Raw genomic sequence first — 22,382 nt, 5'->3', positions numbered from 1 at the left:
GCCGCTTAGTCCTCTTTGATTGCTTCAATAATCCATTCGCCGCCGGTCTGTACCAGGCGTCGATCGCAAACCGGTCCCGCCACCCGGGTTTCGCCGGGCAACAATTCCACCACCACCGTACCGGCGGCGCGCAGAGCCGCCACCTTGGCCACCAGGGCCCCATCTTCCACCGCAATGGGGGCCAGCACCGCGCCTGCCACGGGCAGGGCCGGGGCCAGACGGGCCACTTCCCGCAAGTCCATGGAAAAACCGGTGGCCGGACGGGCCCGGCCGAAGGTCGCCCCAGCGCCGTCGTAACGGCCCCCCTGGGCAATGGCACTGGCGTAACCCGGCGCGTAGGCGGCAAACACCACCCCGGTATGATAGTGGTAGCCGCGCAAATCCGAGAGATCAAAATCCACGGGCAAATCCGCCAGCAGTTCGGCCAGCCGGGACAGGGTTTGCAGGGCTTCGCTCACCGCGGGCAAATCGGGCAGACGGGCCTTGGCCTGGGCCAACACCCGGGCATCCCCGTAGAGGTCTGGCAGGGCCAGGAGGGCGGAACGATAGGGTTCAGGCAAAGAAGCGCAAGCCGCCGCCAGCCCCGGCACATCCTTTTCCCGCAGCAGGGCGAAGAGTTCCTCATCCCCTTCCTTGGGCAGGCCAGCAGCCTTGGCCAGGGCCCGGAAAATGCCCATATGGCCCAGATCCAGGCGGGTGGCGGAAAGCCCGGCGGCGCTTAGGGAAGCAGCCATGAGGCGCACCGCCTCCAGATCCGCCGCCAAACCGCTGTAACCATAGACTTCGGCACCGATCTGGACCGGCTCCCGGGTGGCAGAAATGCTGGCGGGACGGGTGTGCAGCACGCTGTCGCAATAGCACAGGCGCACCACTCCCTGGCGATTGAGCAGATGGGCGTCAATCCGGGCCACCTGGGGCGTAATGTCCGCATGGACCCCCAGGGTGCGGCCAGAAACCTGATCCACCAGCTTGAAGGTTTTCAGGGACAGATCCTGGCCCGAGCCGGTGAGCAGGGAATCCAGATATTCCAGGGTGGGGGGCATCACCAGTTCATAGCCATGGACCCGGTACAGGTCCAGCAGGCGGCGACGCAGGCCTTCAATTTGTTGAGCTTCGGCGGGCAGGGCGTCGGCGAAGTATTCGGGAAGCAGCCAGTTCATTTAAATATCATCAACAGAATAAAGCCTGTTGCCAAAGACACCAGGCCGATAAAGCGAATCTGCCCGTCCTTGAGCTGGATCAGGCGGCGGAAGGACTCCTTCCACGCCTGGGGCGCCAGCAGGGGCAAGAGCCCTTCCAGCACCAGCATCAGGGCAAAAGCCAGAAGCAGGGAATTCGCCATGGATAAAGGGAAACCGGGCCGTCCTCACTTGCCGTGATGGGCGCCCCCGGGTCCTTTCATGTATTTCAGGAAGTCGGAATTGGGTTCCAGCACCAGCACGTCGCTCTTATCCTTGAAGGAGGCCCGATAGGCTTCCATGCTGCGGTAGAAGGCGTAGAACTCGGGATTTTTGTTGAAGGCCTGGCCATAAATGGCCGCCGCCTTGGCATCCCCCTCCCCTTTGATCTTTTCCGCGTCCCGGTAAGCTTCGGCCACGATCACTTCCCGCTGCCGGTCCGCGTCGGCGCGGATTTTTTCCGCCTCCGCGTAGCCCTGGGAGCGGAGCTCATTGGCGACCCGCTTCCGTTCCGCTTCCATGCGCCGATAGACGGATTCGCTCACCTCTTCCGGCAGCTCCACCCGCTTTAAGCGCACATCCACGATCTGAACGCCGATTTTCCGGGCATCCTGGTCAGCTTTGGCCCGCATGTCGTCCATGATCACGTCCCGGGCGCCGGACACCACGTCATGGACGGTGCGCTTGCCGAACTCTTCCCGCAGCCCCGCATTGACGGTCTGGGACAGGCGGATACGGGCCCGTTCCTCATCGCCGCCCACGGAGATGTAGTAGAGCTTGGGATCCACGATGCGCCATTTGACGAAGGAATCCACCAGCACGTTTTTCTTTTCGGAGGTGATGAAGCGTTCCGGGTCCGGGCTGTCCAGGGTCAGGATGCGCCGGTCGAAATAGCGGACGTTCTGGATCAACGGCCATTTAAAGTTCAAGCCCGGCTGGGTGATGACCTGCTTCACTTCCCCCAGTTGGAAGACGATGGCGTAACGGCGCTGATCCACGGTAAAGAGGCACAGGGCGGCAAGCACCAGCACGCCCACTACCAGGCCGAGGACGAATTTCAGACTATTGTTCATGGGTCCCGTCTCCTAGCGTCCGTCCCGGTCCCGGGAGCGCAGACCTTCCCGGGAATGTTGATCGTCGCTCCGCCCGACGGGGGCTGCCCCATTGCCTCCCGCCGGAGACGTGGTACTGCGGGCATTGGCCTCGGTCCCCGGAGCGGCATTGGCCCCGTTGTTGGCATTGGGGGCACCCGCCGCCTGCATAAGCTTATCCAGAGGCAGGTAAAGGAGCTTGCCCTGGCCCTTGGCATCCACCATCACCTTGGAGGTGTTGCTCAGCACCTGTTGCATGGTTTCCAGATACATCCGTTCCCGGGTGACCTGGGGCGCCTTGGCGTATTCGGGCAGGATTTGCTTGAAGCGGGCAGCATCCCCTTCCGCGGTGGCGATAATGCGCTGGCGATAGCCTTGGGCTTCCTGGGTGAGGCGGGCCGCCGTGCCCCGGGCCTTGGGGATCACGTCATTGGCGTAGGCCTGACCTTCGTTTTTCTGCCGTTCCCGGTCTTGTCCGGCCTTGACCGCGTCGTCAAAGGCGGCCTGGACCTGTTCCGGGGGCTGGGCGTTCTGCATGGTCACCTTGGAAATGACAATGCCGGTCTTGTAACGGTCCAGGATGTCCTGCATGAGCTTGGCCGCGTGGGAGGCCACCTGTTCCCGCCCTTCATAGAGCACGTAGTCCATCTGGCTCTTGCCCACCACTTCCCGGATGGCGGTTTCCGCCGCCTGCATTACCGTTTCATCCGCATGGCGGTTGTTGAACAGGTAATCCACCGGGTCTTTCAGGTAGTACTGGACGGCGAACTGGATGTTGATGATGTTTTCATCATCGGTGAGCATCAGGGACTCGTTCAGCACCTTGTTCTTTTCGCTGCCCCGATAGCCCACTTCCACGGTACGCACCCCGGTGAGATTGACCACCTCATGGGATTCGATGGGATAGGGCAGGCGCCAGCGCAGGCCCGGCTCGGTCACTTCCTGGAATTTGCCAAAACGCAGCACCACCCCCCGTTGGGAGGCGTCAACAATGTAAAAGCCGCTGGCCAACCAGGCCAGAACCAGAAGCACCAGAATCAACCCCACGCTGCTCCCCAGGAAACGGGGAGAGAAATCGGGGCCGGAGCCCGGATTATTGGGGTTATTGGGCTTGCCACCGCCCTTGCCGCCAAACAGACCGGCCAGACGGCGATTGAAATCCCGCCACAATTCTTCCAGATCGGGAGGTCCCTGATCGGGTTTGCGACCGTTGTTGTTACCTTGGGAATTGTTGCCTTGATTGCCCCATTGGGGATCATTGAGGGACATAAGAAGGCCGAGGGTAGAAATCATTTCGGGGAACTCGCGTTGATGTCGGCGGCATCCGCCGTTGATTCGCCATCGGAAGTTGGGCCGCCGGCGCCGCCCCGTGACTTGTCCCGTGCGAACTCGGCTAGTGCCGAACGGAGAAGATCCAGGCCTTCGCCCATTTTCGCGCTCAAGCGGACGTGCCGGATTCTACCACACTCGTCCCGCTCCACCGCCGCCGGCAGGCCGGTGAGGTCTGTCTTGTTGAGCACCAGTATCTGGGGAACCCCCAGGGCACCGATTTCTTCTAGCACCTTATTCACCTCGGCGATCTGCTCATCCCGCACGGGGGAAGCGGAATCCACCACATGGAGGAGCAGGTCCGCGTCCGCCGTGGCTTCCAGGGTGGCTTTAAAGGCTTCCACCAGGGAATGGGGCAGGTCCCGGATAAAACCCACAGTGTCGGAGACCACCACGGACCCCGCCTCTGCCAGCCAGACCTTGCGGGAAGTGGTATCCAGGGTGGCAAAAAGCTGGTCCGCCGCATAAACCCCGGCCTTGGTCAGCACATTAAACAGGGTGGATTTGCCCGCATTGGTATAGCCCACCAGGGACACACTCAGCACTTCCCGCCGCGCCCGGGCGCGGCGCTGCACCCCCCGTTGTTTGGACAGTTTGACCAGACGTTCTTTGAGGTATTTGACCCGGATACCCAGCAGACGGCGGTCCGTTTCCAACTGGGTTTCCCCCGGGCCCCGCAAACCGATACCGCCCCGCTGCCGTTCCAAGTGGGTCCAGCCCCGCACCAAGCGGGTAGCCAAATGTTCCAGCTGGGCCAGTTCCACTTGGAGCTTGCCCTCGGCGCTCTTGGCCCGCTGGGCGAAAATATCCAGGATCAGGCTGGTCCGATCGATGACCCGGCAGGCCATGGCCTTTTCCAGGTTCCGTTCCTGGCCGGGGGACAGCTCATGGTTGAAAATCACCAGGGAAGCCTGGTAGGTGGACACTAGGGCGGCAATGTCCTGCACTTTGCCCTTGCCGATATAGGTGGCCGGATCCGGGGCACTGCGCCGCACAATCAGGGTTTCCGCCACTTCGGCGCCAGCGGAGGTGGCCAGAAGCTGGAGTTCTTCCAGGGATTCCCCCACCGCCTCCCGGCCAAAATCCACCTGGATCAGCAGGGCCCGCTCTTTTTCGGGTGCGCCGTCCCCCTGCCCTTTGCCCGGACGCTCAAACATGGCCAGTCTCCCCTAGCCGCTGCCCACGGACGGGGCGCGGCAGAAACGACACGGCCCGCAACTTGGCGTTGCGGGCCGTTTTTTCCGACGTGGAAAAATCAGGATTCAGCAGTGGTCTGCTCCTGTTGGATATTCACCGGACGGGCCGGAACCACGGTGGAAATGGCGTGTTTGTAAACCATTTGGGTGACGGTGTTTTTCAAGAGGACCACATACTGGTCAAAAGACTCCACCTGGCCTTGAAGCTTGATGCCGTTCACCAGATAAATGGAAACGGGCACATGCTCACGGCGCAAAGTGTTGAGGAAGGGGTCTTGTAGGAGTTGCCCTTTATTGCTCATGGTATTAGCTCCATGGTTCGTAGTTATATGAATGGGTCACTTTAAAGTATTTTCCCCGGGAGCGCCACCGGGGCGGAACCGGAATCAGGACTTTCGCTTCAGGTTTTTCTTGAAGGTGTCCGAGGGCTTGGTGAGCTTCCGTTCCCCCCGCTCCGCATAGGGATTGTGGGTCACGTTGAACTGGATACGTAGCGGCGTACCCTGGAGTTTGAACCCTTCCCGGAAATAATGTTCCAGGTAACGTTTGTAACTGTCCGCCAGATGTTCCAGGGCATTGCCGTGCACCACCACCAGGGGCGGATTGGAGCCCCCTTGGTGAGCGTAGCGCAGCTTGGGCCGGTTGAGACCGTGCCGGGGCGGCGCCTGACGGGCCACGGCGTCGATGAGGAGGCGGGTCAGCTTAGGGGTGGGCAGCTTCATCATGGCGCTGCGGTAGGCCCCATCCACGGAGCGGAACAGGGTATCCAGGCCCTGACCCTGCTGGGCAGAAATGTAGTGGAACTTGGCGAAATCCAGGAATTTCAGTTTGCGTTCCAGTTCCGCCTTGGTGCGCTCCCGCACATAGGGGTCCAGGCCGTCCCACTTGTTTACCGCCACCACCAGGGCCCGGCCCGATTCCAGGATGAAGCCCGCAATATGGGCATCCTGCTCGGAAATATCCTGGCGGGCGTCCAGCACCAGCACCACCACGTTGGCGTCTTCAATGGCTTGCAGGGTCTTCACCACGGAAAACTTTTCCACGGCTTCAAACACCTTGCCCCGACGCCGCAGCCCGGCGGTGTCGATCAGGGTATAGGGGCGCCCATTCCGTTCCACATCCACAAAAATGGAGTCCCGGGTGGTACCGGGCATGTCGAAGGCAATCACCCGCTCTTCCCCGATCAGGGCATTGATCAGGGTGCTCTTGCCCACATTGGGACGGCCCACGATGGCCACCCGGGGCACTTCATCCTTTTCCTCATCCGGATCAGGCTCCGGATAGGGCTCCAGAGCCAGTTCCAGCAGATCCCTCACCCCTTCCCCGTGGGCAGCGGAGATGGCGTAGGGATCCCCCAGCCCCAGTTCGTGGAAATCTGCGGACACCACGCCCCGGTCCAGGCCTTCCGCCTTGTTGACGGCCACCAGCACCGAGCGCTGGGTACGGCGCAGTTTGTTGGCGATTTCCTTATCCAGGGTCGTCAAACCTACCCGGCCATCCACCACGAACACCACCACATCGGCTTCCGCAATGGCCTGCTCGGTCTGGCGGGCCATTTCGTGCATGATGCCGTCCTTGGCCAGGGGCTCAAAGCCCCCCGTATCCACCACCAGGAAGGGCTTGCTGCCCAGCTTGCCGTGACCGTAATGGCGATCCCGGGTCAGGCCAGGAAGATCGGCCACCAGGGCGTCCCGACTTTTGGTCAGGCGATTGAAGAGGGTGGACTTGCCCACGTTGGGACGTCCGACCAAAACCAGCGTGGGCTTCACTTATGACTTTCCTTGAAAATTACCGGGGTTCCAGGGCTTGCACCGAGCCGCCGCTGGTCTGCACCAGCCAGCCGTTGGCGTAAACCTGGGGCGCAGCCAGGATGGGAGTGCCATCCGTGCTGTAGCGGGCGGCGAAAGAGCCGTCTTCCCGGTTGAGAAAATGCACCTGACCTTGCACATCCCCCACGGCCACTAGGCCCCGCTGGACGGCAGGGGCGGTAAGCTGGCGCAGGAAGAGTTTGTCCTGTTTCCACACGGAAGTACCCCGGGTGCGCTCGTAAGCATGCACCGCTCCCTTGTCGTCGGTCACATAGACATTGCGGGAGTCCATGGCCAGACCGGCGGCGCTGGAGATTTCCCGGGCCCAGGCCAGGGAACCGTTGCTCAGGTCAAAACAGGCGACCCGACCCTGGTAGGCCACGGCGCACACCAGGGGGCCGTCAAATACCGGGGTGCTGGTAATGTCCGCCACCCGATCCAGTTCCGTGGTGCCCTTGGGCAGGGCGACTGTGCCTTCCCAAGCCAGGGCCCCGTTTTGCAGGGCCACGGCCACCAGCTTGCCGCCGGGGAAACCAGCGAACACATAGCGGTCGGAAATGACCGGGGGCGCCGCATTGCGCAGGGACAGGGGCGGATTGTTGCGCGTATAAATCCACTTGCGGGTGCCGTCGCTGCTGTCAAAGCCAAACAGCCGGTTGTCACCGCTGCGCACCACCACAATGCCATCCCCCACGGCGGGAGCGGCCAGAATTTCGCTATTCACCTGGGCGGACCAGAGGGGCTTGCCATCAGCGGCGGAGAACGCCAGCACATCCCCCTTGGCCGTTCCCACCACCACCAGACGGTTGTTGGCGCCCACCCCGGCGGAAAGGGGCTTGCCCACGGCAATGCGCCACACCTGCTTGCCGTCTTCAAAACGGGTCAGGGTGCCGTCCCCGGAGGCGGTATAGACCGTGCCATCCACCACGGCGGGAGTGAAGACGTGACCGTCCGCCTTACCCGCCTTCATCTGCCAGAGAGGGCGGATTTCTGCCGTGGCCTTGAAGGTGGGCAGATCCGCCATCTTGACCTTGGCCGAGCTGGAAAAGGGGTTGATCGCATCCATCATGCTGCAACCGGCCAGAGCGGCCACCAGGGGCAGCAGGGGGAAAAGGCGGCGGAGTTTCATCAGGCGTCCCCGAGGGAATCAATCTTTTGTTGCAGAATTTGCTTATAGGGGGCGTTCATCCGGGCTTCCTGCCCGCCCTGTTCCTTGTTGGCCTTATCCGCCCCATCCAGGGCGGCCAGGGCTTCCTTGTAGGCAGCCTTGGCTTCCCCTTGCTTGCCTTGGGCCAGCAGGGCATCGCCCCGAGCGTCAGCGTAACGGGCAGCAAAGGCAGGCGAAGGCTTGGTTTCCAGGAGCCGCATGGCCTGATCGGCGGCCTTGTCGTCCAGCAACAGGGCGGCCAGGCGCAACCGGGCGATATCCTGAATTTCCCCCTTGCCGTGATCCACCACCCAGTTGAGCTGGAGCTTGGCGGTCTTCAGGTCCCCTTCTTCCACGGCGGCCTTAGCCATCATCAGAGCCCCCAGGGGCGCGTAGGCGGTACCGCCGAATTTTTCCAGGAGTTCCCCGCCAGCCGCCTTGATCTGCTGGCCGTTTCGCTCTTCCAGGGATTTTTCCAGCACGGTGAAGACATAGGAGGCCTGGGCGGTCTGCTTGTTCTGATACCAGTTCCAGCCCTGCCAGCCCAGGGCGGCCAAAGCCGCCACCAGCAGGACGCTGGTCACCCGGTTACCGTGCAGACGCCACCAGGCCTTCATTTCCGCCAGTTGTTCCTGTTCTTCCAGATCGTAGACAGCCATTATTCTTCATCCCAATCGATAATCGAATCCATAAGGGTTTGGGCCAAGTCATCCACCTTAACCCGCAACTGTTCCGGTTTTTCCTCGCCCACGCTGCGCAAAACCTTGAGGGTCACTTCCCCAGCCGCCGCCTCGTCGTCGCCGATAATAACCGCGTAGGCCGCCCCACTGCCATCCGCCTTTTTCATCTGGGACTTGAAACTGCCGCCGCCGCAATGGAGTACCACGGACATACCGGCATCCCGCAGCCCTTCCGCCACCCGGGGAGCCAGCCGACCGGCCTGTTCCCCCTGATGCACCACATAGACGTCTACACCAGTGGGCTGGCCCATGAGGTTCTGGTCCTGCAACAGGGCCACCAACCGTTCCACCCCCATGGCAAAACCGCAGGCCGGGGTGGCTTTGCCTCCCAGCTGTTCCACCAGGCTGTCGTAACGGCCACCGGCGCAGACCGTGCCCTGGGCGCCCAGCTGCTCGGTCACCCACTCGAACACGGTGAGGTTGTAGTAGTCCAGCCCCCGTACCAGGCGGGGATTGATAGTGAAAGGCACCCCGGCGTCCTTGAGGATTTGCTGCACCCCTTCAAAGTGGGCCAGGGAGGCTTCCCCCAGATAGTCGATGAGCTTGGGAGCCTGGGCGCACAGTTCCTGCATGTCCGGATTCTTGGTATCCAGAATACGCAGGGGATTGGTGTGGAGGCGCCGCTTGGCGTCCTCATCCAACTGCTCGGCATGGGCCTCGAAATAGGCAATCAGGTCCGCCCGGTGCCGGGCCCGCTCATCCGGCTGGCCCAGGCTGTTAAGTTGCAGGCGAATGCCTTCCAAGCCCAAGTCGTCCCAAAGGCGGGCGCCCATGAGAATCTGCTCCGCGTCGATGTCCGGACCGGCAAAGCCGAAGGACTCAATACCCACCTGGTGGAACTGGCGATAACGCCCCTTCTGGGGCCGTTCGTGACGGAACATGGGCCCCAGGTAATAGAGACGCTGGGGCTGCTGGTTGGCCAGACCGTGCTGGATCACCGCCCGCACGCAACCTGCCGTGCCTTCCGGCCGCAGGGTCAGGGCTTCCCCGTTGAGGGAATCCTCAAAGGAATACATCTCCTTTTCCACAATATCGGTCACTTCCCCGATGGCCCGCTTGAACAGGGGGGTAGGCTCCACGATGGGCATGCGCACCGGGCGATAGCCGTAACTGCGCAACCAGGAGCGGATCACTTCTTCAAAGTTTTCCCACTGTTCCGCCTCTTCGGGAAGAATGTCGTTCATTCCCCGGATGGCCTGCAACACTTTCTGACTCATAACCACCTTTTCCTTCGGGGCGCCGGACCAAGCCCAGCGCCGTTATTCAAGGGCCTCACTGGGCCAGTTTGCGCCGATAGTGGCTGGCCACGTAGCGATCCACAATGGCCTGAAATTCCGCGGCAATATGGTCGCCCCGCAGGGTGACCGTCTTCTGGCCGTCTTCAAACACTGGGGCGGACGGGGCCTCCCCCGTGCCCGGCAGGGAAATGCCGATATTGGCGTGCTTGCTTTCCCCCGGGCCATTGACCACGCAGCCCATAACCGCCAGGGTAAGATTTTCCACCCCCTCATATTCGCCGCGCCAGTCGGGCATCTTGCCCCGCACATAATCCTGGATAGAGGCCGCCAGTTCCTGGAACAGGGTGCTGGTGGTGCGCCCGCAGCCCGGACAGGCCGCCACCATGGGGGTAAAGGCCCGCAGCCCCATGGTCTGGAGAATTTCCTGGGCCACCACCACTTCCTGGCTGCGGCTGGCCCCCGGTTCCGGGGTCAGGGACACCCGGATGGTGTCGCCGATACCGCTTTGCAGCAATACGGCCAGGGCGGCAGTGGAAGCCACAATGCCCTTACTCCCCATGCCCGCTTCGGTAAGTCCCAGATGGAGGGGATAGTCGCAACGGCCGGAAAGGTCCCGATACAGGGCAATCAAATCCTGGACCCCGGAGACCTTGCAGGAAAGAATAATCCGATCCCCAGGCAGGCCCAGGGCTTCCGCCCGGGCGGCAGACTCCAACGCCGAGGCCACCATGGCCTGACGCATCAGGGCTTCCGTGCCCAGGGGGGCCGGTGCTTTGGCGTTTTCATCCATCATGCGGGCCAGCAGATCCTGGTCCAGACTGCCCCAATTCACCCCGATACGCACCGGCTTTTCGTAGCGGCAGGCCAATTCGATCATCTGGGCGAATTGTTCGTCCCGCTTTTTACCGTGGCCCACATTGCCCGGGTTGATCCGGTACTTGGCCAGGGCTTGGGCGCAGTCGGGAAAATCCGCCAACAGCCGGTGGCCGTTAAAGTGGAAATCGCCGATCAGGGGCACCGTTACCCCCATCCGCTCCAGATGCTCCCGGATGCGGGGCACGGCAGCGGCAGCGGCTTCCGTATTCACCGTAATGCGCACCAGCTCGGAACCGGCCCGGGCCAGTTCCACCACCTGTAGGGCTGTGCTCAGATAATCGGCGGTGTCCGTATTGGTCATGGACTGGACCACCACGGGGGCCGCGCCCCCCACTACCACATTGCCCACCCGCACCGCCCGGGTCGGGCGGCGTTTAATTGCTTGGGGATCGGTCATGAATCAGTCGAGATTGAAACGGGCCACGTCATCCTTGGAACGCTGTTCCATGGGGACGTCCTTGCCCTTGTATTGAAGCTTGACGTGGGCCGCATTGCCCACCACCAGGGTGAAGGGCGGCACGCCGTCCACATCCCGGGAGCTGCCAGCCCCGTTCAATTGGGAAACCAGCACCTTACCCGTGCTGTCTTTGATTTCCACCCAGGAGGGCTGGTCAAACTGGAAGTGGAGACGGCTGGTTCCCGCCGCCGGCGTTGCAGGGGCCGCCCCGGGCGTTGCCGTCGAAGCAGCCGGCGCGGCGCTAGCGGGAGATGGGGCGGGAGCGGCGGAAGTCTCGGCCGGAGCAGTACTCGCAGCGGCCGGGGCAGGAGCAGCACTGGCCTGTGCTGCCGAAGGAGCGGTACTGGTCGCGGTGGAATCTGCCGGAGGCATCCCCGGCTCTTCGGCCACCTTGACCGGCGCCGGGGAAGGCTGCCAGAAATCCTCGGGAACCAGGAAATAGGCGGCAATGGCCAGCCCTACCATGCCCACGGCCACGCCCATGGCAAACATATCCCGACGGTGACCCCGGCCCGGCTGGGGCAGCTCGGCTTCCACCTGGTGGGGTACTTCGATACGGGGGGCTTCCGGCGTTTCATTAACCGCCAGACGAACCAACATGGCCTCCCCGTCCAGATGGAGATAACGGGCGTAATTGCGCACAAAGCCCCGGACGAAGGTCCGTCCCGGAAGGCGTTCCCACTGGTCCGCCTCCAGGGCTTCAACCTGGCGCACACTGATTTTCAGGGCATTGGCCACTTCATTGACAGAGAGCTGCCGACTTTCCCGGGCCCGGCGCAATTCCGCCCCGATGGGGGCTTGCTCCGGCGTCGTCTCGGCCTGGGGAACGGCGGCAGCTTCCAGCTTTTCTTCACTCATTCACTATCACCTCTCAGCAAGGACAAGGCCTCCTTGGAGTCGGGAAAACGACGACGCAATTGGGAAATGTAACTGGCCTCCCCTTCCCGGTCCCCGCTTTTGCGGGCCAGCTGTATGGATAAATCCAGGGACTGGGGGGTGGGGTCGGAAACCTGATTGAAGGCATTCAGCTGATGCTGGGCCTGGCCCAGGGAGCCTTGCTTGAAATAGAGATTGGCCAGTCCCAGGAGGGCCTGGGGATTATTGCGGGAGTAGCGCAGGGCCTTCTGGAAATAATTTTCCGCCCCAGCGGCGTCCCCCACCCGGTCCAGGCACTTGCCCGCATTGACCAGGGCTAGGTCCGGTGTGCGGTACAAGGGGTCTTTTACCGCCGCCAGGAAATAGGCGATGGATTCTTTCTCCCGGCCGTTCTGGCAAAGAAACCAGCCGAAATTGTTATTCACTTCCGGCGCATTGGGGGTCAAAGACAGGGCCCGGCGGAAATTCTGTTCCGCTTCCCCGTTTTCGTGGAGATCCATATGCACCAAGCCCAGCATGTTGTAGGCGGGCGCGTAGCCGGAATCGGCCTGGGTCGCCTTGTTCAGTTCATCCAGGGCCACCGCCATGTTGCCGTCCTGGAAGTAGAGGGCCGCCAGTTCCGTATGCACCTTGGCCCGTTTGGCCGGTTCTCCCACCGAAGGCCCCGGCGTGGGGCTAGCCCCATCGGACGTTACCGCAGGAATCAGGGAAGCAGCCTGGGCCAGGGGAGTGCTACCGCAACCGCCCAGCCAGAAGACGCCAAAAGCAGCGAACAGGAACAGCGCAAAGCGTTTCATGGACGAACCTCGGCGATGGGAATCAGCCGCCCCGCCGTCCGTCGCGTCTTATCCTTGACCTGCCCGGCCAGTTGACCGCAGGCCGCATCGATATCGTCGCCCCGGGTTTTCCGGGTAGTGGTGACAATTCCGGCCTGAATCAAAATATCGGCAAAGCGGCGGATACGGGGCGCGGGAGAGCGGCGGAAAGGAGATCCCGGAAAGGGGTTGAATGGGATGAGATTGAACTTGCACGGCACCTTGCACGTCAAGTCCAACAGTTGCCGGGCATGCTGATCGGAATCATTGATCCCGTCCAGCATGACGTATTCGAAGGTAATGAAATCCCGGGGGGCTTTTTCCAGATAACGACGACAGGCCGCCATCAGTTCCACCAGGGGGTATTTCTGATTGATCGGCACCAGCCGATCCCGTAATTCATCGTTGGGCGCATGGAGGGAAACCGCCAGGGCCACCGGGCATTCTTCCCGCAGCCGGTCCATGGCCGGCACCACCCCGGAGGTGGAGACGGTAACCCGGCGCCGGGACAGGCCGTAGGCGTTATCATCCAGCATCAGGCGCAGGGCCGCCACGGTGTGCTCAAAATTGGCCAGGGGTTCCCCCATGCCCATGAGCACCACATTGCTGATTTTCCGCTCGTCCTTGGCGTCCGGGGCGAAGCCGCCCAGAGCCCGATTGGCCTGCCAGAGCTGGCCGATGATTTCCGACACTTCCAGATTGCGGTTGAAGCCTTGCTTGCCCGTGGAGCAAAAAGCGCAGTCCAGGGCGCAACCCGCCTGGGTGGATACGCACAGGGTGCCCCGGTCATCTTCCGGGATAAACACGGTTTCCACCGCGTTACCGTTGCCCACGTCAAACAGAAATTTGCGGGTGCCGTCGTCCGACAGCTTGTCGCTGCGGACGGCGGGGGGACGCACTTCCGCTTCGGCCTTGAGTTTTTCCCGCAGACTCTTGGCCAGATCGGTCATGGCGTCAAAGTCACTCTGCCCGAAACGATGCATCCAGCGCAGCACCTGGCGCGCCCGGAAGGGCTTTTCCCCTCGGGAGGCGAACCAGGCTTCCAAGCCCTGGGGATCGAAATCGAGCAGATTGACGGTCATGGACGGCTTAGCGGGAGTAGACGTTCATTTCGGGGAAGAAGAAGGAGATTTCCACCTTGGCGGTTTCCGGGGCATCGGAACCGTGCACCGCATTGGCGTCGATGGATTCGGCGAAATCAGCGCGGATGGTACCCGCATCGGCCTTCTTCGGATCGGTGGCGCCCATCAGTTCCCGATTCTTGGCAATGGCGCCTTCCCCTTCCAGCACCTGGATCATCACCGGGCCGGAGATCATGAAGGAAACCAGATCCTTGAAGAAGGGACGTTCTTTGTGCACGGCGTAAAACTTGCCAGCTTCTTCGGCGGACAGCCAAGCCATCTTGGCGGCGATGACCTTCAGACCAGCGCCTTCAAAACGGGAATAGATTTGGCCGATCACGTTCTTGGCAACGGCGTCGGGTTTGATGATGGAAAGGGTGCGTTCGATAGCCATTTTTACTCCGTCAATAGCTGGGTTTGAGAATAACTTTATATTTTACCAGACCTTCATGGAAAGCCGCAGGCTATCCGCTTGTCCTGGGCCGGGCCAGGGGCCGGGGAAGCCCGCCAGCCCAGCACCCGGCCATAAAAAAACGCGCACCGGTGAATAACCCGGTGCGCGTCCAGTGAGCGCAGGCGGCAACTTTTAAGGGAGAAGCGTTAATTGGCCTTGAAGCCGGTCTCCCGATAAATGGCCCGAATCAGGTCCGGCCCGATCCGGGCAGCCATGCGGGCATGTACCGGAATCAGGGCCTGTTTGAAAGCGGCCCGCTCCCGGGCGTTGGGCTGATAGATGTGGGTCTTGCCGCTGCGCCGCACCGCCTCCAGGGCCCGGTCGTTTTCTTCCTTGGCGATCCGGTTGGCGTAGAGAGTGGAATCCCGCACCGCCTGTTCCAGGGCGCTGCGCACATCAGCGGGCAATTCATCCCAAAAGCGCTTGTTCACGATCACCGCATAGCCCAGATAGCCGTGGTCGGTGAGGGACAGATAGGGCTGCACCAGATACATTTTCTGGGTGTAGAAATTGGAAACTGGGTTTTCCGTCCCGTCGATCACCCCGGCCTTGAGGGCCGGGTAAACCTCGGAAAACGGCATCACCTGGGGACGCCCCCCCAGAGCCCGGATTTCCTCATCCAGCACCTTGGAAGATTGGATGCGCAGGCGCTTGCCCTTCAGGTCCCCGGGCAGATGGATGGGGGTATTGGCGGAAAAGGACTTGAAACCGTTGTCCCAGAAAGCCAAGCCTTTGATGCCCTTGGCGTCCAGCTTATCCAGCAGTTCCCGCCCCACGGACCCCTGGGTAATCCGGTGCAGCATGTCGTAGTTATCGAAAATATAGGGCAAGTCAAAGACCTCGAATTCCCGGATACCCAGGGGCCCGAATTTGGCCAGGGAGGGAGCCAGCATCTGCACCGCCCCCAGCTGGAGGGCTTCCAGTTCTTCCTTGTCCTTGTAAAGCTGGCTGTTGGGATACACATCCACCCGTACCCGGCCCCGGGTCAGGGTTTCCGCCCGCCACTTAAAGTATTCCGCCGCCTTGCCCTTGGGGGTGTCCGGCGCCACCACATGGCTGAATTTAATAATGATCTGGGGCTGCCCCCAGGCCGTAGCCCCCAGGCTTCCCAGGCACAGCAGCATTCCCCACAGGATTTTTCCCATCCACCCCATCATCGCTTCCGACCCCGGATTAATTGGGCTTCATTCTGCCAAAAGGAATAGATCCGGGAAAACTGTGGATATCCCTAGGCACAAAAAAGGCCGGCTCCCTGGGGAACCGGCCTTGGCGACCTAGCCGTGGGACTGGGCTTAGCCAGACTTAGCGGGACTTCATGTCCGGAATGTCCGCCGGCACCAGTTCACCGTCGGAAACATCTTCCGGTTCGTCCGCCTGATCTTCACTTTCCCCGTTCAGCACCTGACCCAGGCGCTTTTTGTCCAGGGCGTTTTCCCACTTGGACACCACGATGGTGGCCACGCCGTTGCCGATCAGGTTGGTAATAGCCCGGGCTTCAGACATGAATCGGTCCACCCCCAGGAGCAGGGCCAGACCTTCCACCGGCAGCTTGCCGCCCATGGTGGACAGGGTAGCGGCCAGGGTAATGAAGCCGCCCCCAGTCACCGCCGCAGCCCCCTTGGAAGTGAGCAGCAGTACCCCCAGGATGGTCAGTTCTTCACCCAGGGACAGATCCACATTGGTGGCCTGGGCGATAAAAATGGCGGCCATGGTGAGGTAAATGGAGGTGCCGTCCAGATTGAAGGAATAGCCGGTGGGAATCACCATGCCCACCACGGGCTTGCTACAGCCCAGGTTTTCCAGCTTGGTCATCATCCGGGGCAGCGCGGACTCGGAGGAAGAGGTCCCCAGCACAATGAGGATTTCTTCCTTCACGTAGACCAGGAACTTCCACAGGGAGAAGCCCGTAAAGTGGGCGATCAGCCCCAGCACCACGAAGACAAACAGGATGCAGGTGATGTACACATTCAGCATCAGGAAGCCCAGGTGGGACAGGGAGCCCAGACCGTACTTGCCGATGGTGAAAGCCATGGCGCCGAAAGCGCCGAGGGGGGCAAAGTGCATGATCATGTTAATCACGCCGAAAAGGCCGTGACAGAACTCATCCAGGATCTTCACCAGGGGCTTGGTCTTTTCCCCCAGATGGGACAGGGCCAGACCGAAGAGCACGGAGAACAGCAGCACCTGGATAATTTCCCCCTTGGCGAAGGCGTCCACCACGCTGTTGGGGATAATGTTCATGAAGAAATCCACCGTGCTCTGATGGGCGGCGGCTTCCGTGTAGTGGGCGATGCCCTTGGTGTCCAGGGTATGGGGATCCACGTTCATGCCGGCACCGGGTTTGAGCACATTCACCACCACCAGACCGATGGCCAGGGCCACGGTGGTCACGGTTTCAAAGTAAACCAGAGCTTTCAGACCCACCCGGCCCACTTCCCGCATATCCCCCATCTTGGCAATGCCCACCACCACGGTGGCGAAAATGATCGGGGCGATCATCATCTTGATCAGCTTGATGAAGGCGTCCCCCAGGGGTTTCATGGCGGTGCCCGCATCCGGGTAGAAGGTTCCGAGACAGACCCCCAGGGCAATGGCAAACAGCACCTGGAAGTAAAGACGCTTGTAAATCGGCCGATGAGGCATCGCTCCTCCTGTTATTAGTAATTCATAATTAGGCGGATCCCGCTCTGACCTCCCTGGCTGGGAGGGGCCTATTTCCCGGAATCCACCGCCCGCCCCCAATCCACCGGGGCCGGCGCCGCTTTCCGAAAAGGTGCTGGATGCAGCCCGCCTTCCTTTAACGGGCGCCATTGTCAGCCCCCCGGCCCCCTCCCCACTATTGTGGATATCCGTAGGCCCGGTAATGCAAGTGATGCCAATGGTCCGAGCCCAATAAGGTACCATTCGGCCCATGCCAAAGACCCCGCCCCGTCTGCCCCGCGCCCTGCCCTCCTGGCCGCGTTGGACGCTGCTCATGCCCAAGCTGGCCGTGGGCCTACTGGTGGTGTCCCTGATCGCCCTACTTTGGCTCCTGCAACGGAACGAAGTGGAAGAGCAGCGCCAGACCCTCATCGGCGACATGCTGTGGATCGAGCAAAACCTGCGCTTTCACCTCAACGGCAACGAAGAGCGCCTGGTCCAGATGGCCGCCGACATGGGCTCGGACCGGGACGGAGAGCGGATTTTCCAGGTGGAATCCCGCCACCTCATGGGCACGGTGCCGGATATCACCCAGATGCTCTGGGTGGATGGCAAAGGCCAGGTACGCTCCGCCTACCCCTCCCCCACGGGCAGCCGGCCCGAACTGGACGCCCTGGGCCCCCTGGCGGATTCGGACGCCTTCAACTACGCCGCCAAGCTGGCCAAACCCGCCTATACCGCCCCCTACACCCTGGCCCACCGCCCGGCCCAGATGAATCTGCTCATCCCCATCTACCGCCACGGGGATTTCGTCGGCATGGTGGTGGCCGTGTATTCCTTCGACGCCCTGCTGGGCAACGTGGTCCCCTGGTGGTTTGCGGAAAAATACCTGCTCCGCATCCGGGACGACGGGGGCGCGGTCCTGGCCAGCAAATCCAATATCGGCGGGGAACCGGGACTGGACTACACCATTCCCTTCGACCCCCCGGGCAACGGCCTGGTGCTTCAGGCCCAGGCCTACCGCAATGCGGGCAATCCGGCCCAACTGGTGCTGGCCGCCGCCATCGTGCTCCTGGCTGCCGCCGTGTTCTGGAGCCTCTGGGCCCTGCGCAGCCACATCCAGCGCCGTTTGGCGGCGGAACAGGCCCTGCGGGAAGAACATGCCTTCCGTAAAGCTATGGAAGATTCCATGACCATCGGTATGCGGGCCCGGGACATGGAAGGCCGCATCACCTACGTGAATCCGGCCTTTTGCCGCATGAGCGGTTATACGTCGGAAGAAATCATCGGCCACGCCCCCCCCCTGCCCTACTGGGACACGGATCACCTAGACCAGCACGAAGAGCAGAGCGACCGGGTGCTGGCCGGGGAAGCCCCCCACGAAGGCTTTGAATCCCGCATCCGGCACAAGGATGGCCACATCGTGAACACCATGGTGTACGCCACTCCCCTGATCAATGGGGAAGGCCGCCAGACGGGCTGGATCAGCTCCGTGGTGGATATCACGGAAAAGAAACGGGCCGAGGCCCTGCAACGGCAGCAGCAGGAAAAGCTAGAACAGACGGCGCGCCTGGTCACCATGGGGGAAATGGCCTCCACCCTGGCCCACGAGCTGAACCAGCCCCTCTCCGCCATCGCCAGCTACGGCACGGGCTGTCTCAATAAGCTGGAGAGCGGCCACTACACCACCGCCGAACTGATCATCGCCCTGGGCAAGGTGGTGCAACAGGCCCAGCGGGCCGGACGCATCATCCGCCAGGTCCATGACTTCGTGCGCAAGCGGGAGCCCCAGCTGGTGGATTGCTCCCTGCTGGACGTGATCGAGGACAGCATCACCCTCATCGAGCCCCTGGCCCGCAAACAGCGGGTCACCATCCTCCACCTGCTGCCCGCCCGCCTGCCCATCATTCACGGGGACCCGGTGCTACTGGGTCAGGTGCTCATCAATCTCATGCGCAACGGCATCGACGCCATGACCGCCACGGCCTCGGACCGGCGCCAGCTGGTGGTGGAAGCGGAATGCCGCAATCAACAGCTGGAAGTCTGCGTGGGCGACCGGGGCTGCGGCATTCCCCCGGAAGTGGCGGAAAAAATCTTCACCCCCTTCTTCACCACCAAGACTGAAGGCATGGGCATGGGCCTCAACATCTGCCGATCCGTCATAGAATTCCACGGGGGCCGCCTCTGGTTCGAAGCCGGAGCGGAAGGCGGCACCGTCTTCATATTCACCCTGCCCCTGGAGGGGACATGACTGCCACGGTCTATCTGGTCGACGACGACGAAGCCATTCGGGACGCCTTAAGCTGGCTACTCCAGTCCCGGGGCGTGGGCTGCCAGACCTGGGGCTCAGCGGAGGAATTCCTCGCCGCCTGGGCGCCGGACATGGCGGGCTGTCTGCTGCTGGACATCCGCATGGGGGGCATGAGCGGCCTGGAGTTGTTCGACCATCTGCGGGGCAAGGGCCTCACCCTGCCGGTGATTTTTCTCACCGGCCACGGGGACGTGCCCATGGCGGTGAGCGCCCTGAAAAAAGGGGCTTTCGACTTCGTGGAAAAGCCCTTCAACGACAATGAATTGGTGAATCGGGTCATCGAAGCCCTGGACCAGGACGCCCGCAACCGGGCCTCCCAGGCCGACGACGCCAGCATCAACGCCCGCCTGGCCACCCTCACCGCCCGGGAAAAGCAAATTATGGAACTGGTGCTGGCGGGCAAGTTCAACAAGGTGATCGCCGACGAGCTGCAAATCAGCATGCGCACCGTGGAAGTGCACCGGGCCCACCTGTTTGAAAAAATGGGGGTGCGTACGGCGGTGGAACTGGCCCAGCTGCTCAAGCGCTGAGGTAAGTCGCGGAGGGGCGATGACGCCTCCCTAGCCACCCACCTGACTGGTTTCTCCCCGTGTTACCCCCGTCTCCCAACCGACTTTCCCGCCTTACCCCACCTTTTCGCCGCCCCGATTTCCCAAAGACAAAGCAGCAGGAACTTTTTTGGGCGCGGGCCTAGTCGTTCCGCCCACCGTCCTGGGCGCCCAGCGCGGCAGTTTGCCCCGTTCCCGGTTCCCAGGTGAGACGCCAGCCTTCCTCCTCCGGCGGGCAGATCAGGGCCGCCCCCATGCCGATCCCGGGCACCCAGGCCAGGGTTTCCCCCAGCCACAGCAGGGGCAGGCGCTCCCGCTGCCAGGGCGGCACGGCGCTTTCCTGGAGCAGCTTTTTCAAGGGCCGGTGGGGCCGCCCGGCCAGTTGGAAGCTTTCCCCCCCCTGGCGGGGACGGAATTGGGCCGGGCCTGCTTCCAAGGCCGCAGCGTTCAGCCCCTGTCCCGTGGCCCGGGCTGAAAAAATGGTCCCAGAACCCCAAGGCACGGGCATCTCGCCTTCCCATGGCGCAGATTCGGGCAAAGACGGGGTTGCCAGGGGATCGTGCTCCAGAAACAAGGCCCCACGCCAGCCCCGGGCCACCCACTGGCCACAGCGCCAGGCCATCTGCCCGTCCGGGCGATAGGCCAGCACCTGGGCTTCCAGTTCGGCCAGGGTCCGGGCCTCGGGCCTCGGCCCCCCCTGACGGTGCAGCCAGTGGCGCAGCAGATTACGCCGCCGGGGGCCGCTCAACCCTTGCAAGGCCGCCAAGGACAGGGTTCCGGGGAAATCCGGACTGGCCCCCCGGGCCCCATCCTCCGCCGCCAGTTCCTCCAGCAGGGTTTCCGCCTCCCCGGCCCAGGCTGCGGCCCGGGCCAGACTGGTGCGGGCGGAAAAACGTTGTTCCAGCAGGGGCAACACGTCCCGACGCAGGAAATTACGGGAAAAGCGGGCATCCCCATTGCTCTCGTCCTCCACCCAGTCCAGGCCCCGGCGGGCCAACTGGTCTTCGATCCAGGCCCGGGGGTAATCCAGCAGGGGCCGGAGGAGGACCAGGGGCGTGCGCCCCGGCCGGAGCAGGGGGCGCCGGGGGGGCATGGCGGCCAGACCCGCCACCCCGGCCCCCCGCAGCAGATTGAGGAGCAGAGTTTCCGCCTGATCGTCCTGATGATGGGCCAGGGCCAGGGCGTCGCCGTCCAGGGCCTGGTAAGCGGCGTAGCGGGCCCGCCGGGCGGCGGCCTCCAGCCCTTCCCCCCCTTGAGGCGCTACCTGGACCCGGACCACCTCCAGGGGCAGCTCCCAGTCCCGGCACAGCCGGACGCAGAAATCCGCCCAGGCGTCGGCCCGGGGGGACAGCCCGTGATGGACGTGAATGGCGGAAAGGGAGAAACCCAGAAGGGGAGCGGCTTCCCTGAGCAGGGCCAGCTGCAGGACCGAGTCCCGCCCGCCGGAAAGCCCCACCCAGAGCCGGCCCCCTGGGGGAAAGCCGGCCCCCAGCAGGGCTTGGAGCCGGGCCGGGAAGCCCAGGGCAGGATCAGTGCAGATCCTGTTCCTTGAAGCGGCCATAGGCCATGAGCCGGTCGTAGCGCTGTTGCAGCAGTTCCCCGGTGGAGAGGCCGGAGAGATGCTTGACGGCGTCGTGGAGGGACTTTTTCAGATTGCGGGCCATGGTGTCATGGTCCCGATGGGCGCCCCCGGTGGGTTCGCTGACGATTTTGTCGATGAGCCCCAGGGTTTTCAGGCGGTGAGCCGTAATGCCCATGGTTTCCGCCGCCTCATTGGCCTTGCTGGCGCTCTTCCAGAGAATGGAGGCGCAGCCTTCCGGGGAAATAACCGAATAGGTGCTGTACTGGAGCATCTGCACCACATCCCCCACCGCAATGGCCAGGGCCCCGCCCGAGCCCCCTTCACCGATGATGGTCACCACGATGGGGGTTTTCAATTCGGCCATGACGTAGAGATTGCGGCCAATGGCTTCGGACTGGCCCCGTTCTTCCGCGTCAATGCCCGGGTAGGCTCCCGGAGTATCCACAAAGGTGAAGACGGGAATCTGGAATTTTTCCGCCAGCTTCATCAGCCGTTCCGCCTTGCGGTAGCCCTCGGGACGGGGCATACCGAAATTGCGGAAAATTTTTTCCTTGGTATCCCGGCCCTTCTGATGGCCGATCACCATGCAGGACTGGCCGTTGAAGCGGGCCAGGCCGCCCACGATGGCCTTGTCGTCGGCAAAGGAACGATCGCCGTGCAGTTCCTGAAAATCGGTGAAAACCCGGGAAACGTAATCCAGGGTATAGGGGCGCTGGGGATGACGGGCCACCTGGGCCACCTGCCAGGGAGTGAGCTTGGCGTAAATGTCCTTGGTCAGGCCCTGGCTTTTCTTTTCCAGGCGCTCGATCTCTTCCGAGATGTCCACCGCCGAGTCATCCTGCACGTAACGCAGTTCATCGATCTTGCTTTCCAGCTCTGCAATGGGCTGTTCGAACTCGAGAAAATTGGTCTTCATCAAAAAGCAGGATTTGTTGGCAGACCCCCATTTTACCTCAAACCATCCGGCCTGCCCTG

At 62.4% G+C, this 22,382-nt stretch carries 21 protein-coding genes; 2 read left to right on the top strand and 19 right to left on the bottom strand.

Annotation, left to right across the window (positions count from 1 at the left end):
- Positions 1-5: 5 nt before the first annotated feature.
- From Azoinq_RS12920 to Azoinq_RS12840, 17 genes are all read right to left on the bottom strand, one after another.
- A complete protein-coding gene (locus tag Azoinq_RS12920) occupies positions 6-1,160 on the bottom strand; it encodes an ATP phosphoribosyltransferase regulatory subunit (RefSeq protein WP_216128480.1) in 1,155 nt (384 codons plus the stop codon).
- Positions 1,157-1,342, bottom strand: a complete 186-nt coding sequence (locus tag Azoinq_RS12915) for a DUF2065 domain-containing protein (RefSeq protein WP_216128481.1) — start codon at positions 1,340-1,342, stop codon at positions 1,157-1,159. Before Azoinq_RS12915 ends, Azoinq_RS12920 begins: the two co-directional genes overlap by 4 nt.
- A 24-nt stretch (positions 1,343-1,366) precedes the next feature.
- Positions 1,367-2,251 carry a protease modulator HflC gene (gene hflC / locus Azoinq_RS12910; RefSeq protein ID WP_216128482.1) on the bottom strand — a complete coding sequence of 295 codons (885 nt, stop codon included), beginning with the start codon at positions 2,249-2,251 and terminating at the stop codon, positions 1,367-1,369.
- A 12-nt stretch (positions 2,252-2,263) separates the two neighbouring features.
- Positions 2,264-3,538, bottom strand: coding sequence for an FtsH protease activity modulator HflK (gene hflK / locus Azoinq_RS12905; RefSeq protein WP_216132403.1), 1,275 nt, complete (start codon positions 3,536-3,538; stop codon positions 2,264-2,266).
- A gap of 20 nt (positions 3,539-3,558) precedes the next feature.
- Positions 3,559-4,755, bottom strand: a complete 1,197-nt coding sequence (gene hflX / locus Azoinq_RS12900) for a GTPase HflX (protein WP_216128483.1) — start codon at positions 4,753-4,755, stop codon at positions 3,559-3,561.
- Positions 4,756-4,853: 98 nt separating this feature from the next.
- The gene (gene hfq / locus Azoinq_RS12895) at positions 4,854-5,096 is read right to left on the bottom strand and encodes an RNA chaperone Hfq (protein ID WP_216128484.1); all 243 of its coding nucleotides are present in this window, start codon (positions 5,094-5,096) and stop codon (positions 4,854-4,856) included.
- An 84-nt stretch (positions 5,097-5,180) separates the two neighbouring features.
- The gene (gene der / locus Azoinq_RS12890) at positions 5,181-6,563 is read right to left on the bottom strand and encodes a ribosome biogenesis GTPase Der (protein WP_216128485.1); all 1,383 of its coding nucleotides are present in this window, start codon (positions 6,561-6,563) and stop codon (positions 5,181-5,183) included.
- Between the two features lie 19 nt (positions 6,564-6,582).
- Positions 6,583-7,731 (bottom strand): outer membrane protein assembly factor BamB, encoded by a 1,149-nt coding sequence (gene bamB, locus Azoinq_RS12885; protein ID WP_216128486.1) that lies wholly within the window; start codon positions 7,729-7,731, stop codon positions 6,583-6,585.
- Entirely contained in the window at positions 7,731-8,408 is a 678-nt protein-coding gene (locus Azoinq_RS12880) for a YfgM family protein (RefSeq protein ID WP_216128487.1), read from the bottom strand. Before Azoinq_RS12880 ends, bamB begins: the two co-directional genes overlap by 1 nt.
- The gene (gene hisS, locus Azoinq_RS12875) at positions 8,408-9,706 is read right to left on the bottom strand and encodes a histidine--tRNA ligase (RefSeq protein ID WP_216128488.1); all 1,299 of its coding nucleotides are present in this window, start codon (positions 9,704-9,706) and stop codon (positions 8,408-8,410) included. Before hisS ends, Azoinq_RS12880 begins: the two co-directional genes overlap by 1 nt.
- Before the next feature lie 55 nt (positions 9,707-9,761).
- Positions 9,762-11,000 (bottom strand): flavodoxin-dependent (E)-4-hydroxy-3-methylbut-2-enyl-diphosphate synthase, encoded by a 1,239-nt coding sequence (gene ispG, locus Azoinq_RS12870; RefSeq protein WP_216128489.1) that lies wholly within the window; start codon positions 10,998-11,000, stop codon positions 9,762-9,764.
- A gap of 3 nt (positions 11,001-11,003) precedes the next feature.
- The gene (locus Azoinq_RS12865; protein ID WP_216128490.1) at positions 11,004-11,918 is read right to left on the bottom strand and encodes a helix-turn-helix domain-containing protein; all 915 of its coding nucleotides are present in this window, start codon (positions 11,916-11,918) and stop codon (positions 11,004-11,006) included.
- The gene (gene pilW / locus Azoinq_RS12860) at positions 11,915-12,733 is read right to left on the bottom strand and encodes a type IV pilus biogenesis/stability protein PilW (RefSeq protein ID WP_216128491.1); all 819 of its coding nucleotides are present in this window, start codon (positions 12,731-12,733) and stop codon (positions 11,915-11,917) included. Before pilW ends, Azoinq_RS12865 begins: the two co-directional genes overlap by 4 nt.
- A complete protein-coding gene (gene rlmN, locus Azoinq_RS12855) occupies positions 12,730-13,833 on the bottom strand; it encodes a 23S rRNA (adenine(2503)-C(2))-methyltransferase RlmN (RefSeq protein WP_216128492.1) in 1,104 nt (367 codons plus the stop codon). Before rlmN ends, pilW begins: the two co-directional genes overlap by 4 nt.
- 7 nt (positions 13,834-13,840) lie before the next feature.
- A complete protein-coding gene (gene ndk, locus Azoinq_RS12850; protein WP_216128493.1) occupies positions 13,841-14,266 on the bottom strand; it encodes a nucleoside-diphosphate kinase in 426 nt (141 codons plus the stop codon).
- A 206-nt stretch (positions 14,267-14,472) separates the two neighbouring features.
- Positions 14,473-15,450, bottom strand: a complete 978-nt coding sequence (locus Azoinq_RS12845) for a TRAP transporter substrate-binding protein (protein ID WP_408627120.1) — start codon at positions 15,448-15,450, stop codon at positions 14,473-14,475.
- Positions 15,451-15,628: 178 nt separating this feature from the next.
- Complete coding sequence (locus tag Azoinq_RS12840) at positions 15,629-16,969, bottom strand: dicarboxylate/amino acid:cation symporter (protein ID WP_216128494.1); 1,341 nt, start codon at positions 16,967-16,969, stop codon at positions 15,629-15,631.
- Positions 16,970-17,300: 331 nt separating this feature from the next.
- On the opposite strand from Azoinq_RS12840, the gene Azoinq_RS12835 reads away from it, so the two are divergent.
- Positions 17,301-19,217 carry a PAS domain S-box protein gene (locus Azoinq_RS12835; RefSeq protein WP_232368491.1) on the top strand — a complete coding sequence of 639 codons (1,917 nt, stop codon included), beginning with the start codon at positions 17,301-17,303 and terminating at the stop codon, positions 19,215-19,217.
- Positions 19,214-19,807, top strand: coding sequence for a response regulator transcription factor (locus Azoinq_RS12830; RefSeq protein WP_216128496.1), 594 nt, complete (start codon positions 19,214-19,216; stop codon positions 19,805-19,807). The genes Azoinq_RS12835 and Azoinq_RS12830 overlap by 4 nt, the downstream gene beginning before the upstream one ends.
- A gap of 160 nt (positions 19,808-19,967) precedes the next feature.
- On the opposite strand, the gene tilS is transcribed toward Azoinq_RS12830, so the two are convergent.
- Together tilS and Azoinq_RS12820 are read right to left on the bottom strand one after the other, a co-directional pair.
- Positions 19,968-21,386, bottom strand: a complete 1,419-nt coding sequence (tilS, locus tag Azoinq_RS12825; RefSeq protein WP_216128497.1) for a tRNA lysidine(34) synthetase TilS — start codon at positions 21,384-21,386, stop codon at positions 19,968-19,970.
- Positions 21,355-22,323 (bottom strand): acetyl-CoA carboxylase carboxyltransferase subunit alpha, encoded by a 969-nt coding sequence (locus Azoinq_RS12820; protein ID WP_216132409.1) that lies wholly within the window; start codon positions 22,321-22,323, stop codon positions 21,355-21,357. The genes tilS and Azoinq_RS12820 overlap by 32 nt, the downstream gene beginning before the upstream one ends.
- Between the last annotated feature and the right edge of the window lie 59 nt (positions 22,324-22,382).

Source organism: Azospira inquinata (genome assembly GCF_018905915.1).
GTDB classification, from domain to species: domain Bacteria; phylum Pseudomonadota; class Gammaproteobacteria; order Burkholderiales; family Rhodocyclaceae; genus Azospira; species Azospira inquinata.
The sequence above is the reverse complement of the archived record's forward strand: the minus strand, read 5'-3'. Positions and strand labels throughout refer to the sequence as shown.

What these genes read in the sequence shown, in the direction of transcription:
- Azoinq_RS12835 (WP_232368491.1), top strand. Translation starts at nt 17,301, where the DNA reads ATGCCCAAGCTGGCCGTGGGCCTACTGGTGGTGTCCCTGATCGCCCTA.
- hflX (WP_216128483.1), bottom strand. Translation starts at nt 4,755, where the DNA reads ATGTTTGAGCGTCCGGGCAAAGGGCAGGGGGACGGCGCACCCGAAAAA.
- Azoinq_RS12880 (WP_216128487.1), bottom strand. Translation starts at nt 8,408, where the DNA reads ATGGCTGTCTACGATCTGGAAGAACAGGAACAACTGGCGGAAATGAAG.
- ndk (WP_216128493.1), bottom strand. Translation starts at nt 14,266, where the DNA reads ATGGCTATCGAACGCACCCTTTCCATCATCAAACCCGACGCCGTTGCC.
- Azoinq_RS12830 (WP_216128496.1), top strand. Translation starts at nt 19,214, where the DNA reads ATGACTGCCACGGTCTATCTGGTCGACGACGACGAAGCCATTCGGGAC.
- hflK (WP_216132403.1), bottom strand. Translation starts at nt 3,538, where the DNA reads ATGTCCCTCAATGATCCCCAATGGGGCAATCAAGGCAACAATTCCCAA.
- Azoinq_RS12820 (WP_216132409.1), bottom strand. Translation starts at nt 22,323, where the DNA reads ATGAAGACCAATTTTCTCGAGTTCGAACAGCCCATTGCAGAGCTGGAA.
- Azoinq_RS12865 (WP_216128490.1), bottom strand. Translation starts at nt 11,918, where the DNA reads ATGAGTGAAGAAAAGCTGGAAGCTGCCGCCGTTCCCCAGGCCGAGACG.
- Azoinq_RS12915 (WP_216128481.1), bottom strand. Translation starts at nt 1,342, where the DNA reads ATGGCGAATTCCCTGCTTCTGGCTTTTGCCCTGATGCTGGTGCTGGAA.
- rlmN (WP_216128492.1), bottom strand. Translation starts at nt 13,833, where the DNA reads ATGACCGTCAATCTGCTCGATTTCGATCCCCAGGGCTTGGAAGCCTGG.
- pilW (WP_216128491.1), bottom strand. Translation starts at nt 12,733, where the DNA reads ATGAAACGCTTTGCGCTGTTCCTGTTCGCTGCTTTTGGCGTCTTCTGG.
- bamB (WP_216128486.1), bottom strand. Translation starts at nt 7,731, where the DNA reads ATGAAACTCCGCCGCCTTTTCCCCCTGCTGCCCCTGGTGGCCGCTCTG.
- ispG (WP_216128489.1), bottom strand. Translation starts at nt 11,000, where the DNA reads ATGACCGATCCCCAAGCAATTAAACGCCGCCCGACCCGGGCGGTGCGG.
- Azoinq_RS12920 (WP_216128480.1), bottom strand. Translation starts at nt 1,160, where the DNA reads ATGAACTGGCTGCTTCCCGAATACTTCGCCGACGCCCTGCCCGCCGAA.
- hflC (WP_216128482.1), bottom strand. Translation starts at nt 2,251, where the DNA reads ATGAACAATAGTCTGAAATTCGTCCTCGGCCTGGTAGTGGGCGTGCTG.
- Azoinq_RS12845 (WP_408627120.1), bottom strand. Translation starts at nt 15,450, where the DNA reads ATGCTGCTGTGCCTGGGAAGCCTGGGGGCTACGGCCTGGGGGCAGCCC.
- tilS (WP_216128497.1), bottom strand. Translation starts at nt 21,386, where the DNA reads ATGGCCGCTTCAAGGAACAGGATCTGCACTGATCCTGCCCTGGGCTTC.
- hfq (WP_216128484.1), bottom strand. Translation starts at nt 5,096, where the DNA reads ATGAGCAATAAAGGGCAACTCCTACAAGACCCCTTCCTCAACACTTTG.
- hisS (WP_216128488.1), bottom strand. Translation starts at nt 9,706, where the DNA reads ATGAGTCAGAAAGTGTTGCAGGCCATCCGGGGAATGAACGACATTCTT.
- Azoinq_RS12840 (WP_216128494.1), bottom strand. Translation starts at nt 16,969, where the DNA reads ATGCCTCATCGGCCGATTTACAAGCGTCTTTACTTCCAGGTGCTGTTT.